We start from the raw sequence: 14573 nt of genomic DNA on the forward strand, positions 1-14573 counted from the left end.
ATCGTCTTTTTATTCTTTTCGTTTCATACGTATGGAAGCGTCTCTATGGACAAAGTCGATAAAGTAAAAGCGGCTTACCTATTCAATTTCACCAAGTTTATTAATTGGTCAGAAAGCCATACTCATTTGACGTCTCTTACTTTTTGCCTGCAGACTGACCCACAGTTTTTGTCCTTCTTTTCAGAAATTGCGCAAAATCGTCCAGTAGGATCAGAACAAATAGTAATTTCTGCTGTGCATTTATCTCAGGCGACGAAATGTGATTTGGTCTACATTACAGAGCCAATAGCCAACAACTCATTAGATTTAACCAATACAGTCACGATTCAAAACGAAGGAAGGCAGTACCTGCCCTCAGCAGTTTTTTTATTGTTTGAACGGAAGAATAAATTGCGCTTTGAAATTGATTTAAAAGAAGCTAGACGATTAAATGTTAACATCAGCTCAGAGCTTCTGAAATTGGCAAAAACACGATGAAGTCTTTTTTTAACGTATCAACGTCTTTTTTTAAAAAACAGCTTATTGCCATTTTGTCAGTTAACTTTTTGTCTTTGATGGTTGTTTCCGTTCTACTTTATTCGAGTTTTGCCAGTAATTACAAAGACAATTTAATTAGTACCTTAAATGGTCAGTCATCTTTATTTGCTGCTGCGAGTCAGTCGTCTTTAATGTTCAGTGATGAAGAAAGTGCAAACGCACTTTTAAGCGCATCATCCCAATTACCTGAAATTCGTTTTGTTAAATTATTTGATAGTCAAATGGAGCTCTTTGCTCAATACAATCGATACAATACTCCTGCTAACGTAGCACCTGCGCAATTTGAAGACGGTGCCAATATGGTAGGAGACGTCCTTTTTTATAAGCGAACTATAGTAAGAGACAATGAAGTACTCGGTTTTCTCATTATTTCTGCAGAAACCAATTCAGTAATTGCACAGCAAAAACACGCCCTCAATATTGTATTGATCGTGCTGTTGCTCACTATGCTATTGACCTATATTTCTAACTCCAGACTACAAAAATTAATGACCAAACCCATTAGCCAGTTAATAAAATTGGTTAATTACGTTTCCACATCCCGTCAATATGACAAACGCCTAGACACAACAAGAAACGATGAAATAGGCGATTTATTTCACGGTGTAAATAGCCTTTTGAGAGCCGCTCAGAATCATCAAAAACAACTAAATAATCATACCCAAGAATTAGAGCAACTAGTCGAACTAAGAACCGAGCAGCTTTACATTCGCGCAAACTATGACTCATTAACTCAACTACCAAATCGTCATTTATTAATTGAGAAATTAGAAAAAGGTATTGAAAACGCCAAACAAAATAATACAAAAATTGCAGTGATGTTTCTTGACCTTGATCGTTTCAAAATTATTAACGACAGCTTAGGCCACGATATTGGTGATAAAGTACTCATTGAGGTTTCCAAACACTTATCAGATATCTTACGCAAAGACGACAGTGTATGCCGTTGGGGTGGTGATGAATTTGTGTTGCTAGCAGAAGATATTTGCCATTACGACGAGCTACACCAAATTGCCAAGCGAATCGTTCAGGCAATAACTGACCCTATGTTGATAAACGGACACCAACTGCATATATCAACAAGCATAGGTATCGCTGTTTACCCTGAACACCAAGCCAACGCAATAACCTTACTTAAGCACGCTGACACCAGTATGTACCAAGCGAAACAGCAAGGCTCTGGACAATATTGTTTCTTTGATCACAAAATGCAAATAGAGTCTGTAAAACGGCTTTCAATGGAAAACAAGATAAGATCTGCAATAGATAATGAAAGCTTTAATATGGTATACCAGCCTCAATATAGCTCGAATTCCGAAGAGCTTGTTGGCTTGGAAGCGTTAATTCGCTGGGAAACAGAATCAGGCCCAATATCACCTGGCTATTTTATTCCTATAGCAGAAGAAGCAGGGTTAATTAATGCCCTTAGCCTTTGGGTAATAGATGAAGTTTGCGGTCAAATAAGCCAATGGCAAAAGAGTAACCGCCAAGGTATTACCGTAGCGATTAATCTTCCAAGTAACCTTATTATGCAACCCAGCTTTCCTGAGACTATGGCTGACGCACTAGAAAAGCACAATATACCTGCCCACCTAGTTGAAGTAGAAATCACTGAAAATACCTTTATCAGTTCAACAGAATTAGCAGTACAAAGTATTCTCAAACTCAAAGAGTTGGGACTTAGCATTGCAATTGATGATTTCGGCACAGGTTATTCTTGTCTTAGCTACTTAAGTACATTGCCAATAGATACATTAAAAATCGACGGTAGCTTTATTCAACAATTAGGTCGTGGAAGCACTAACGACGGTATTGTGGCAGCAATTATTACTTTGGGACGTAGTTTGAATTTGACCACGATTGGTGAATGCGTAGAAACCAAACACCAATTGAGAATTCTACAAGATTTAGGTTGCGATATTATTCAAGGGTATTATTTTAGCAAACCCTTAACCGCTGATGAAGTCAGAGAAAAACTGGCTCCTCTTTCTTCATAAAAACCACTTTGCCTCACGGAGCAAAAATCTTGAGCTCACTTTTCTAGAGAACAAACATATCCTTGTCATCAGCATGTTGCTATTATAAAAATAGACTTAATACTGAAGCTATTAAAACCTGTGCTATCTGTCTCTAAACTGACTTACTCTATTGATAATAACCCGATATTATCCGACGTTACTATGGCTATTCCACAAGGTAAAGTATTAGGGATATTGGGCCCTAATGGAGCCGGAAAAACCACGCTTTTAAAATTGCTTTCTAACCAGTTGCCTTCATCAAAATCTGTTTTTTGGAACAAAACACCTATCGAGCACTTTCAGCCTATTGAGCTGGCAAAACACATTGCAGTGGTCAACCAAACTAACGACAGTGTAAAAGGCCTTTCGCTTCATCGCATTGTGTCTATGGGTCTACTTCCTCATAAAACGTTACTTAGCCAATACTCCTCAAAAGATGACGATGTGGTCAACACGGCATTGGCAACCGTTGGTCTTGAAGATAAAGTCCATCAAAAATTCAATGTATTGTCAGGGGGAGAACAACAAAGAGGCTTAATTGCTCAAGCCATAGTGCAAAAAGCACCGGTTATGATCCTAGATGAACCCGTCAATCACTTAGACGTGTTTTATCAACATCAAATTTTAGGCCTAGTTCGTTCCTTGGCGATGAAACAAAAGATAACCGTTGTACTTAGTTTGCACGATTTCAATCTTGCGGCGCATTACTGCGACTCAATAAGCCTGATGCATAAAGGCGCCATCGCACAACAAGGTACTCCCGATGAAGTATTAACACCGCCTACGCTAGAATCCATATTCAAGCTACCTTGTTCCGTTACACGCAATCCCAATACGCATAAACTACAGGTCGATTTTTTTCCGCCTAAGGATGCACTGTGACATTAAAATGGTGGTTACTTATTTCACTGGCGGTTATCTCTCCATTGGTGAGTTTGTTATTTGGTGCCGCGCAGCTAAGCCCTAGTGATGTTGCGTTATGCCTGACTTCTGGCTGCACTGACTCAATTAATACCCTTGTCTTTTGGGATATTCGCTTTCCCAGAGTTGCCATTGGCTTTTTAGTCGGAGCTGGATTGGCGGTAGCGGGTGCCACCCTGCAAAATGTCACCCGCAATAGTTTAGCCGACCCTTATTTGTTCGGAGTTGTATCTGGTGCAGGTTTAGGCGCAAGTATCTCAACCTTGTTTTTTACCAATGCCGAACCCGATAGTCTCGCCGCCTCTATCTCATTGCCAGCGTCTGCGTTTATGGGCGCTTTATTCTCGGTATTGCTGGTTCAATTACTGACCTTAAGTACATTTGGTCGTCGTACCGAATACATGCTGTTAGCAGGGGTTGCCGTATCCTTTATGCTAAGTGCGATTAGTCAATTTTTATTGTATCTAGGCGAGCCTTTTGCAGCCACCCGCGTGGTATTTTGGCTAATGGGAAGTCTAGCGCGGGCTGAAGCTTGGTATGCCTGGCTCATGTTACCTATATTGACCCTTAGTATTGGGGTGATTTTACTGTTCGGTCGACAAATCGACGCCTTGCTTTTAGGTGACAGTAACGCCAAAACTCTTGGGGTAAACGTAACTGCGCTTCGCACCTTATCTTTAATTGTATGCGCCGCATTAACATCCTGTATCGTTGCTTATTGTGGTGGTATTGGTTTTGTTGGCTTAATGATCCCCCACATCGTGCGAAATTGGCTAGGCGTAACTAGCCGCACGTTAATCATAGGCAGTGTTTTATTAGGCGGTGCATTTATGGTGTGGGTAGACGTATTTGCGCGAATCGCTTTAAAAGGACAAGAAATCCCCATAGGGATCATCACCTCTGCCATAGGCAGCGTATTTTTTATTATTGCAATGAGCAAGCAAGGTCAATAACAATGAGTAACGCTGCTTTATCAGCCAAAACGATCATGGTTCAAGGCACCACCTCTGACGCAGGAAAGAGTATTTTCGTTGCCGCCTTATGCCGATGCTTAAAACAACAAGGCATCAACAACGCCCCCTTTAAACCGCAAAATATGGCGTTAAACAGCGTTGTCACCGAAGACGGTGGAGAAATTGGTCGAGCCCAAGCCGTACAAGCCCAAGCTGCGGGTTTAGCTCCCACAGTAGACATGAACCCTGTACTTTTAAAACCCAGCTCTGACACCGGCGCACAAATTATTATTCACGGTAAAGTTGTGTCCGACATGCAAGCAAAAGCCTATCATGACTATAAAACCGTGGCCATGAACGCGGTACTCGAGTCTCATAAACGTTTAGAGCAAAGCTATGATGTCATTGTGGTTGAAGGTGCTGGAAGCCCTGCTGAAATCAATTTACGAGACCGAGATATTGCCAATATGGGGTTTGCAGAAGCAGTAGATTGCCCAGTGATCATTATTGCCGATATCGACCGAGGGGGTGTGTTTGCACAGCTGGTCGGAACCTTAGATTTGCTTTCACCTTCAGAACAAAACCGCGTAAAAGGCTTTGTCATCAACAAATTTAGAGGTGATATAAGCCTTTTACAGCCAGGCATTGATTGGTTAGAAGAACGCACAAAGAAACCCGTATTAGGGGTGTTACCCTACTTAATGGATTTACAGCTCGCCGCTGAAGACGCCATTAACGCCGAGCAGGCTGTTAATCCCAAAGACCAACGCCTCGTTATAGCAGTACCTGTGTTTAGCCGAATTAGCAATCACACCGATTTTGATATGCTGCGTATTCACCCTCAAGTTGAATTACATTTTGTTCGTCAGGGCGACTCCATTCCCGGATGTGATCTTATTATTCTGCCCGGCAGTAAAAACGTTCGCAGTGATTTACAACTATTGCGTGATTCCAACTGGGATGCCGACATAAACAAACACCTACGCTATGGCGGTAAAGTACTGGGTATTTGCGGAGGCTATCAAATGCTGGGTCAAACCGTATGTGACCCTACAGGCATTGAAGGAAGCATAGGCACAAGCCAAGGGCTAGGTTTACTGCCCGTCACGACAGAATTAACTGAAACCAAACAGCTCACCCAAGATACAGGGCACTTATTGTTATCTAGCACCCCAAAAAGCAAAAATACGCCCATTACTGGCTATCAAATTCACGTAGGTAAAACACAGCTTGCAGTTAACGCACACGCAATGATTCAATTAAACGATGGTACATTCGATGGATGCATAAGTGATGACAATCAGGTAGCCGGCAGCTATTTTCACGGTTTATTCGACACACCAGAAGCACTATCAGAGATACTCTTATGGGCAGGAGCTAAAGTCGATGTTATTGAAACCTACCAGTCCCATCAAGAAAAGCAACTGGACTATTTAGCCAATGCCTGTCACAAACACGTTAATTGGCACGCACTACACAACATTATTGGTATTGAGGCAACACTTCCATGACAGATAAAGCAAACGACCAAGCTCGCCACAAAGAAAGAATGCAACAGCAAAAAGAAAAAGTCGATAAACGCATTGCCGCTGCAACTGACGACAAAGGCTTATTGTTAGTGATCACAGGAAATGGCAAAGGTAAATCCACCTCGGGCTTTGGCACCGTAGCTCGCGCTGTAGGCCATGGTTTATCGGCAAAAGTAGTGCAATATGTAAAAGGCACATGGGCCTGTGGTGAAAGGGATCTTTTAGAAAAACTAGGTGTCGAGTTTCACGTAATGGGAACGGGTTTTACTTGGGAAACTCAAGACAAAGAAAAAGACATAAAAGCAGCGCAAACCGCGTGGCAAGCCAGCAAAAAATGGTTAACCGACCCAAGTGTTGAGCTTGTTTTGCTAGACGAAATCACCTACATGCTCACCTACAAATACATAGATATTGACGACGTCATCGAAACCCTAGAAAACCGCCCTTCCAATCAACATGTTATTGTTACTGGCAGAGCATGCCACCGGCGGGTGATTGAACTGGCCGATACGGTCAGTGAAGTACGTCCCGTTAAACACGCTTTCGATAACGGTATCAAAGCTCAAAAAGGGATTGACTGGTGATGTATAAAGCGCGTTTATTTGGGTGTTTTTTATTTGCATTTTGCTCTGTTAGCGCTGCCTGCCTAGCCGCCGCTGAACCAACCTCAAAAGACAAACAAACACTGCGTATTATTGCCCTTGCTCCGCACATTGTTGAGTCGTTATTTGAGATAGGTGCTGGCGCACAAATCGTTGGCACGACAGATCACGCCGATTACCCCACAGAAGCCGCAAATATCCCTTTAGTTGGAAACCATGCCCGACTACAAATAGAACGCATAGTGGAACTCGCACCAGACATGATCATTGCGTGGAAAACAGGTAATCCAGTCGATGATTTAGACAGACTGCGCCGCTACAACATTCCCATTGTGTACTCAAATCCATTATCACTGGATGACGTTGCCGAAGAAATACGGACCTATGGAAAACTCACAGGTCGGGTCAAACAAGCAGAAGGCATCGCGGCTAATTATTTAGCCAAATTAACCCAATTGCGTCATACCTATGCAGACAGAGCCCCCATAAACACCTTCTATGAACTTTGGCCGACACCACTGCGTACTGTGGCAAACAAAGCATGGCCCCAACAACAGCTAACGGTTTGCGGGGCTAAAAACCCTTTTGAGAAATTAGAGCAAGATTATCCTCAAGTTGGACTAGAGCAAGTGGTTATTAGCCTGCCTCAAGTCATTATCCAACCCAATCGACAGGCAGCGCAAACACAAGACACATTGCACTGGCAAAAATGGCCACACATTCCAGCAGTTCAACACAATTTCATCTTTCATCCCAATCCTGATAAAACCCTTCGAATGACTACACGGATGCTCGATGAATTGGCGCTGTTATGCGAAAACATAGACCAAGCTCGTACCTTTTATACAAATCACAACTAAAAAGGGGCTGTTACCAATAATTACATTGACTTCAGCCCGCTGAATTTGTATCTTGCAGCCGCGATTTCAGGTGCCTACCGAATTTCATTCTGGGTAGAGTTAAACGGGAAGTGAGGTGATGATCCCTCCACTGCCCCCGCAACGGTAAAACCTTTTAAAGGTAAGTCCGACACCGGCCTGTATAGCATAACATATACCTATGGAGCGGCGGGCTTCATGAGAATGCAGATACCTGTTGGTTTAAATACGTTACGGGGTAGAACCTCAAAGCGCATTGATGTTATCAGTTATAGCTTCTTCTTTACCCTCCTCTCTCAATCACACTTATTAAGATTGAGGACACACAATGAAACTTCATTCACTAGCCATAGCAGTTGCACTTGTCACTGGCACACATTCAGCGATTGCAGAAACAAATACATTCGAAATAGATAATGACAACATCGAGCGTCTAACTGTTGTATCTAGCCGTGTTGTTATGCCTATTCGCGAGATTGCAACATCGGTATCAATTGTGACAAAAGAAGACATTGATGCCCGTGGTTATTCTAATTTATCAGACGTTCTAAAAACCCAGCCTAGTATAAATGCAACCAACAGCGGCGGCCTAGGAAGCACTTCAGCCTTGCGTATTCGTGGTGAAGAAGGCTTTAGAACACAAATTCGCATCGACGGTGTAGAAGTATCAGACCCAACAGGTGTGCAAATTGGTCCTCAAGTGGGGCAAATACAAAGTGCAAATATATCTCGCGTAGAAATACTCAGAGGTTCACAGGGTTTAGCTTATGGCGCAGATGCAGGTGGTGTTATCAATGTGCAAAGTGGCGGCTACGACGAAAAAATTGGTGGCAGCTTAAGTGGAGAATTTGGCCGCTTTGATACCCGTAATTTTGTGGGAGACATAGGTGGAAAAAGCGACGGTTTCGACTATTACATTGCAGCGTCAAGCTTCGACACTGATGGTTTTAATTCTCGTGTAGATGACGAAACCCAAGACGATGACGGCTACGAAAACAATACCGTTCACCTGCGTTTAGGTTTTACATTAACAGACAACTTCTACATAGGCCTTGTTGCTCGTAACACCAATGCTGAAACCGAATTTGACAGCTGTGGCTTCGGTGCAACAGCCACCAATAATTGCGACAGCACCTTTAACCAAGGCAATGTGCGTTTAAACGCGGTTTACACTACCGACAAATCGGCTCACGAATTAGCCTATAGTAAAACCCTTATTGAACGCGAGTTCTTCACTGAATCTGTCTCGTCGTTTTTAACAGAAGGCACACTAGAGCGCGTAGAGTATTTAGGCAATACTCAAATCAATGAAAACCACAATCTTGTTTACGGTATTGATTGGAAAGATGAACGTATCACCACCGACAACGTAAGCAGAAACAACCGTGGCTATCACCTTGAATATCAAGCACAGTTTGTTGATAATCTATTCTTTACTGCTGGTGCCCGTATTGACGACAACGACGACTTTGGCACTCATACCAGCTACCGTTTAAGCAGTGCTTATATTATTCCTGTGGGCAGTGATGAAATTAAGTTTCGCGGCGCATACGGCACTGGCTTCCGCGCTCCTAGCTTATCAGAACTCGCCTTTAACCGAGGTCCATTTGCTTTTGCACCTGCTGCAGGGACAGATTTAAGTGAAGAAACCACTGAAGGTTATGAACTTGCTGTGGGTTACACCAGCAAGAACAATTCAAGTATAGAATTAGTGTATTTCGACCAAGAAATTGAAGACAGCATCTTCTTTGACCTTGCGACTTTCTCTGGTTATTTACAAGATGAAGGGATTACTGATTCAGACGGTATAGAAATTATTGGTAACCTTGAAGTGTCGAAGAACTTATCTTTCACTGGTAACTTCACCTACAACGACACAACTCAAACCGACGGTAGTCAACGACTAAGACGACCAGAGCGTTTAGCGAATATTGGCGCAAATTACAGCACTGATAAATTCACTGTATCTGCCAATGTGCGCCACGTAGGCGGATTCGTTGATATTGGTAACGTCGAGCTTGATGATTACACTATTGTCGATATTAGCGCACGCTATTATGTAGATGAACACATGGAAATTTTCGCTAGAATAGAAAATTTACTTGATGAAGATTACCAAGATTTATCCGCATTCAATACGTCAGGTGCCGCACCTCACATTGGTATTAAATACCAGTTTTAACCCCAGTTAATTTTAATCCTAGTTAATAATGAAAAAAGGCTCCTAATGGAGCCTTTTTATTTGGCTTATATTTAAAACAAAGTTAGTTCGTTACTTCTCGCTCAATAATTTTGCTCGATTCATCTTTGTAAAGTGGTACACATTCACTGACTTCAAATTTATAACCTACAGGTAGTGCTTCATCTTGGGAAATTAAAAGAACGGAGTAATCATCAATAATAACGCTTTTTTGATCATCTCTTTTTTTACAAACACTGTGAGAATAAGACTCTAAATACCATATAAAACTGGCAATCATGCTCTCAACTTGCACTTGTTCATTATTTGATATTTCGCTAAAGAACTCGCTGTCAGAAGTATCATCTGCCTTAAGTTCTTTTTTTGCAGGTTCATCTATTAATTTAGTTTTCGCTTCGCCATCTACACTAAATAAACCATTACCAAATTGTAGACTACCCGTTGTCTCTGAACCTAAAGATGGAAAATACATTGAGCTTGTTTCCACAGCCATAACCATCACTAAGGGAATCAATATAATACGTAAAAACATAGTAAGTACAGCACGGTTTTCATCTTCCCAATGCATCTTTAGCCGAATGCCAACCAACTTTAGACATAACCTTAGTAGCATCCATATATTGGCAACCATAATTGCAAGAGAGAGCATTATAATGCTACTCAACGTTAACCAAAATGGCATCAGAATGAAGGTCGTAAAACCTAGTGTGTAGGTAAATGGAAACGGTTCAATACCTGTAACATGATTAATTTTAAGGGCGGCGAACGCAAAGGCTAAGTTTGTTAATGACGCATACGTAATGACAATGATACTTTTGCCAATGATAGTGTCCCATAATTTTCTAAATAAGCTCAACAGTTCGCGGAGCATACCTAGAAATGCAAAAACACTGGCTAAAATCAAAAAGAATTTAGACTCTGTAACAAACAGCACGTCAAAACCCAAACACAATATCGCTGTAAAGTAAGCAAGTTGAGAGGGGGTATAATACTTTTTTGAGATATTGCTTTTTACTAGTTTCATTCTCAAAAATATACGCTTCACAAAATTTCTAAAATCTATCAAAACTCTTTTAATCCCATAAGAAACATCAGCAAGTACAAAACGTTTAAATATCGATACTATGAAACTTTCATGAAAAAATGAACTGCTTATTAATAGAAGTCCTAAATCTGCACAAATAAATAAAATCCCCATTTGAATTCTAAATCATCTTTTATGTGCTCGTGATAAACTAATTCATATTACGTCATAAATAGTTTTAAAATCATGGCCTTTACTCGTTTAACTGCATCAATACACCCCAAGCCTCATGGAACTGAAAAACCCCATCAGCAAACTCATCATGGCTACGTATTATCAGACGAATTTGCATGGCTTAAAGATCCCAACTACCCAAAGGTCACTTCGCCAGATATCCTTTCTTATTTAGAACAAGAGAACCGATATTTTCGAGACACACTAGCCCCTTTTTCTGGGCTAACAGACACCTTATTTAATGAATTCAAAGGCAGAGAAGCCATTGTCGAAACATCAGTGCCTTGGGTTGATAACGGCTTTGAATATCATTGGTATTACCCTGAAAATGCGGAATACAAAATATGGGTAAGAAAGCCGTTAAACAGCACCAAAGAAACTATTTTATTAGATGAGAATAACGAAGCTCAGTCCATTGAATTTTATACACTCAACCAACTTAGTATCAGCCCTGACAATCGTTTTATGGCATGGTCTGTTGACGATACCGGCTCTGAACGTTTTACAATTTATATTAAAGACCTAAGCGACCACACTCGCCTGCCTCAAGTGATCACGCAAACAAGTGGTGACATTGAATGGAGCCAAGATAGCTCGGGCTTCTTTTATACACTAGTAAGTGAAGAATGGCGCCCTTATCAAGTGCAGTTTCATACTTTACATACAGATGCCAAAAACGACCACATCATTTACACCGAGCAAGACCAAAGCTTTTTTGTTGGTATTGATACCAGTCAGTCATCAGAATTTATATTTATTAGCTCGGGCAGTCATACTGTCAATGAAGTGTTTATTGTTCCCAGTGCCTCGCCTTTGCAGCCCTTAACATTAATGGCAAGTCGCAATTTAGAAATGCAATATGATGTCGATCACGCCAATACGCATTTTTACATTCGCGTAAACGACCAACACGAGAATTTCAGGCTTGCCCTTACCCCTCAAAACACACCTGAATACGCAGCATGGCAAACCTTTATCAATGGCAGCGATGAACACTATATTACCGGTTTCATCAGTTTTTCGACCTATCTGGCCCTTGAAGTCAGAGTCAATGGCTTAGCTCAAGTGCTAATTAAACCTTACCAAGGCAATGAACACTTTATCGAATTCGAACACAGTAGTTTTTCAGCCCATTTAGGCAACAATCCAGAGTTTGCACCGGAGCACATCCGGTTGTCTTATGATTCAATGGTCACGCCCCATTCTATTTACGACTATGACCTAGCAACTCACACATTAATATTGCGTAAAACACAGCAAATTCCATCGGGTTACAACCCAAATGACTATGAAACCGAGCGCTTATGGGCGAAAGCAAAAGACGGAACCCGTATTCCCATCTCCATAGTCTATAAAAAAGGCTTTAAACAAGATGGCTCCCACCCTATGCATCTATATGGTTACGGCGCTTATGCCATGGCGATGGAGCCAGAGTTTTCAAAATCAGCGTTAAGTCTGCTGGACAGAGGCTTCTCTTATGCCATTGCTCATATTAGAGGTGGCGATGAAATGGGCTACGCTTGGTACACTCAAGGTAAACTCAAACACAGACAAAACACCTTCAGCGACTTTATCGACTGCGCCGAATTTTTAATTGCAAAAAACTATGTTCAACGAGGCAATATCTCGATATCTGGCCGCAGTGCTGGCGGAGAGCTTATGGGTGCTGCAACCATACAAGCACCTGATTTATGGCGCTCTGTTACCTTAGGCGTTCCTTTTGTTGACGTACTCAGCACCATGCTTGATGAATCGCTGCCTTTAACTCCAATTGAATGGCCAGAATGGGGTAACCCGCTAACGTCTAAAACAGATTATGAAACCATTGCGGCATACAGCCCATACGATAACATTACGCAAACAGAATACCCGCCAATGATGGTAACCGGAGGTTTAAACGACCCTAGAGTGACGTACTGGGAACCGGCCAAATGGACCGCGAAAATGCGTAAATACAAAACCGATAACAACTTACTTGTTATGCGAATGCATATGGGAGCAGGACATTTTAGCAGTTCAGGCCGATTTGCAAGTTTAAAAGATGACGCCGAAGAGTTTACTTTTATGCTGTTGGCGCATGGTATATCTAGTTAATTTAATTATCTCGTAGAGATTGAGAACACAGGTAACCATTTACTATAAGGCAATTTCAACCAAAAGCTGCTCGTTAGGATAGTCTACAATGATTCTCAAATACTGTAATGCAGAGCCTCCTAACGCGCCATCTATTCTTCTATCCATCATTGAAGACATAAATTGGTGGAAACTGTAATCGGCTCTTCTGGTAAACCAAACTGGGCCAACGTGTTATTGTCCCAGCGAGCCTTCGAGTTAGTTACTGCGTATGCGTCCATATAAAACCCAGAACTTCAAGCGCTAACACAAGAACGAGATATTATTTTTTTTTGAGTTTTAATTGAGCTTTCATCTTGTTTCGTTTCTGCAATACCAAGTTCTATTTTAGCTTCTTCGCATTCTTCTGATAGTTCCTTTTCCATTAAATATACCTGGTCTTTTTGATACTGAGACAAACCTTTAATACCATTATATGTATCTCTGTTTTCTGGTTCTCTGTCTGCTTGATAGGGAGGAGCTTGTGTCGCTCTACACGCACTTAAAGATAGTAATAAGATTATAAAAGGAAATAGGGGTTTCAAATTTATTATTCCTTATTCAGTAGTAATGATTCCATACTAAGAAAATTGTTGAAGCTTTATCTAGTGTTCAATTTAATACAAAAGATAGACTTTTTAAAATCAAAAAAGTTCTTTGTATTTACTACTAAGCGCATAACGCCCTGTTAACAACTTGTTAGGTTTCACTGGGTAATTCATATAACCGTTCCTGCTCTTTGTGAAAAAGGTTTATCTGTGTAACAGCCAACATTAGTGATTCAGAGCTAATGCGGTTGCAGAAGTACAGAATGAAACTGCCGTTTTCTAACTCTTGAGAGAACTCATATTCGATATCGAATATCTCTACTAGGACATCCTCGATATAGTCTCTGTGTTCAAAATCGATTAACTTTATGAAAGGACCGAACTCTTTATGGAGATCTGTTTTTAAACTCGATAAAAGATAACCAAAGGCTGAATTCATGGGTGAACCTAACGCCTTGCTGAGAGGCAGGCAGCGCGAAGCGTTGACTGTCCTGTGAAGGCCTGAAAGGCCGTAACGTACTGTAGCAACTTGTTATGTACGTTCATATTAAAACCCCGTTTAACACAAGCCCGGGCATGAAGAAGATGGCTGAAAATGCGATTGAACTTGTGAATGCAAAAGCAACACAACAAAAGCTTACGCCTAAAAAGTAAACCTTTGGTTTTGCGCAAGCGCTGCTTTGAAAAGTAATAACTGCTAAAGAAAGTGATTCTTTAAACTGTCTATACAAATTTTGAATTTGTCTAAGAATAGGTGTGTAATACATCGCGACAAAAGCGAATACGACTTCTATACCACTAAAATGAAAAAGCAATGCAATTTCTGGCGCGAACCAACCAACGATTCCGATAACAAACCAGAACGCTGCCTTTTGATACCATTTTAAATCTTCCCACTGAATCATGATTTTCCTTTTAAGTACATAACGAGGCTGTAGAATTTATCATTCTCAGCCAGTAATTTTGTAATGCTAAGACAATAATTGACCATGCCAGCTATTTCAATGACTTGTCGAT

Annotated in this window: 13 protein-coding genes and 1 riboswitch; of the genes, 9 read left to right on the forward strand and 4 right to left on the reverse strand. The window is 41.2% G+C overall.

Annotated elements, in window-relative coordinates; genetic code table 11:
• Positions 1 to 45 precede the first annotated feature (45 nt).
• The 8 genes from J3L16_RS06725 to J3L16_RS06760 all read left to right on the forward strand — a co-directional run bounded on the left by J3L16_RS06725 (position 46) and on the right by J3L16_RS06760 (position 9620).
• Positions 46 to 477: a YfiR family protein gene (locus J3L16_RS06725; RefSeq protein WP_207612118.1), complete on the forward strand. Its 432-nt coding sequence runs from the start codon at positions 46 to 48 to the stop codon at positions 475 to 477.
• The gene (locus tag J3L16_RS06730) at positions 474 to 2534 is read left to right on the forward strand and encodes an EAL domain-containing protein (protein ID WP_207612119.1); all 2061 of its coding nucleotides are present in this window, start codon (positions 474 to 476) and stop codon (positions 2532 to 2534) included. Before J3L16_RS06725 ends, J3L16_RS06730 begins: the two co-directional genes overlap by 4 nt.
• Before the next feature lie 120 nt (positions 2535 to 2654).
• Positions 2655 to 3437: an ABC transporter ATP-binding protein gene (locus J3L16_RS06735; RefSeq protein ID WP_347564648.1), complete on the forward strand. Its 783-nt coding sequence runs from the start codon at positions 2655 to 2657 to the stop codon at positions 3435 to 3437.
• Positions 3434 to 4429 carry an iron ABC transporter permease gene (locus J3L16_RS06740; RefSeq protein WP_207612121.1) on the forward strand — a complete coding sequence of 332 codons (996 nt, stop codon included), beginning with the start codon at positions 3434 to 3436 and terminating at the stop codon, positions 4427 to 4429. The genes J3L16_RS06735 and J3L16_RS06740 overlap by 4 nt, the downstream gene beginning before the upstream one ends.
• A 2-nt stretch (positions 4430 to 4431) precedes the next feature.
• Complete coding sequence (locus J3L16_RS06745; protein ID WP_207612122.1) at positions 4432 to 5940, forward strand: cobyric acid synthase; 1509 nt, start codon at positions 4432 to 4434, stop codon at positions 5938 to 5940.
• A complete protein-coding gene (cobO, locus tag J3L16_RS06750) occupies positions 5937 to 6542 on the forward strand; it encodes a cob(I)yrinic acid a,c-diamide adenosyltransferase (RefSeq protein ID WP_207612123.1) in 606 nt (201 codons plus the stop codon). The genes J3L16_RS06745 and cobO overlap by 4 nt, the downstream gene beginning before the upstream one ends.
• A complete protein-coding gene (locus J3L16_RS06755; RefSeq protein WP_207612124.1) occupies positions 6542 to 7420 on the forward strand; it encodes a cobalamin-binding protein in 879 nt (292 codons plus the stop codon). The genes cobO and J3L16_RS06755 overlap by 1 nt, the downstream gene beginning before the upstream one ends.
• Positions 7421 to 7471: 51 nt before the next feature.
• Positions 7472 to 7616: riboswitch (cobalamin riboswitch) on the forward strand.
• 150 nt (positions 7617 to 7766) lie between these two features.
• Positions 7767 to 9620, forward strand: coding sequence for a TonB-dependent receptor (locus tag J3L16_RS06760; RefSeq protein WP_207612125.1), 1854 nt, complete (start codon positions 7767 to 7769; stop codon positions 9618 to 9620).
• Positions 9621 to 9702: 82 nt separating this feature from the next.
• Here J3L16_RS06760 and J3L16_RS06765 read toward each other — a convergent pair whose 3' ends face one another.
• A complete protein-coding gene (locus J3L16_RS06765; RefSeq protein ID WP_207612126.1) occupies positions 9703 to 10662 on the reverse strand; it encodes a hypothetical protein in 960 nt (319 codons plus the stop codon).
• Positions 10663 to 10908: 246 nt separating this feature from the next.
• On the opposite strand from J3L16_RS06765, the gene J3L16_RS06770 reads away from it, so the two are divergent.
• Entirely contained in the window at positions 10909 to 12990 is a 2082-nt protein-coding gene (locus J3L16_RS06770) for a S9 family peptidase (protein ID WP_207612127.1), read from the forward strand.
• 275 nt (positions 12991 to 13265) lie between these two features.
• Here the strand turns inward: J3L16_RS06770 and J3L16_RS06775 are convergent, their stop codons facing one another.
• From J3L16_RS06775 to J3L16_RS06785, 3 genes are all read right to left on the reverse strand, one after another.
• Positions 13266 to 13553, reverse strand: a complete 288-nt coding sequence (locus J3L16_RS06775; RefSeq protein ID WP_207612128.1) for a hypothetical protein — start codon at positions 13551 to 13553, stop codon at positions 13266 to 13268.
• Between the two features lie 154 nt (positions 13554 to 13707).
• Complete coding sequence (locus tag J3L16_RS06780; protein ID WP_207612129.1) at positions 13708 to 13995, reverse strand: hypothetical protein; 288 nt, start codon at positions 13993 to 13995, stop codon at positions 13708 to 13710.
• Between the two features lie 103 nt (positions 13996 to 14098).
• Positions 14099 to 14461, reverse strand: coding sequence for a hypothetical protein (locus tag J3L16_RS06785; RefSeq protein WP_207612130.1), 363 nt, complete (start codon positions 14459 to 14461; stop codon positions 14099 to 14101).
• Between the last annotated feature and the right edge of the window lie 112 nt (positions 14462 to 14573).

The organism is Alteromonas sp. 5E99-2 (assembly GCF_017368475.1).
In the GTDB taxonomy this organism is placed as follows: Bacteria; Pseudomonadota; Gammaproteobacteria; order Enterobacterales; family Alteromonadaceae; genus Alteromonas_F.

Excerpts from the sequence above, each read along its gene's own strand:
- J3L16_RS06765 (WP_207612126.1), bottom strand. The coding sequence starts at position 10,662 with ATGAAACTAGTAAAAAGCAATATCTCAAAAAAGTATTATACCCCCTCT.
- J3L16_RS06745 (WP_207612122.1), top strand. The coding sequence starts at position 4,432 with ATGAGTAACGCTGCTTTATCAGCCAAAACGATCATGGTTCAAGGCACC.
- J3L16_RS06755 (WP_207612124.1), top strand. The coding sequence starts at position 6,542 with ATGTATAAAGCGCGTTTATTTGGGTGTTTTTTATTTGCATTTTGCTCT.
- J3L16_RS06760 (WP_207612125.1), top strand. The coding sequence starts at position 7,767 with ATGAAACTTCATTCACTAGCCATAGCAGTTGCACTTGTCACTGGCACA.
- cobO (WP_207612123.1), top strand. The coding sequence starts at position 5,937 with ATGACAGATAAAGCAAACGACCAAGCTCGCCACAAAGAAAGAATGCAA.
- J3L16_RS06725 (WP_207612118.1), top strand. The coding sequence starts at position 46 with ATGGACAAAGTCGATAAAGTAAAAGCGGCTTACCTATTCAATTTCACC.
- J3L16_RS06785 (WP_207612130.1), bottom strand. The coding sequence starts at position 14,461 with ATGATTCAGTGGGAAGATTTAAAATGGTATCAAAAGGCAGCGTTCTGG.
- J3L16_RS06780 (WP_207612129.1), bottom strand. The coding sequence starts at position 13,995 with ATGAATTCAGCCTTTGGTTATCTTTTATCGAGTTTAAAAACAGATCTC.
- J3L16_RS06730 (WP_207612119.1), top strand. The coding sequence starts at position 474 with ATGAAGTCTTTTTTTAACGTATCAACGTCTTTTTTTAAAAAACAGCTT.
- J3L16_RS06770 (WP_207612127.1), top strand. The coding sequence starts at position 10,909 with ATGGCCTTTACTCGTTTAACTGCATCAATACACCCCAAGCCTCATGGA.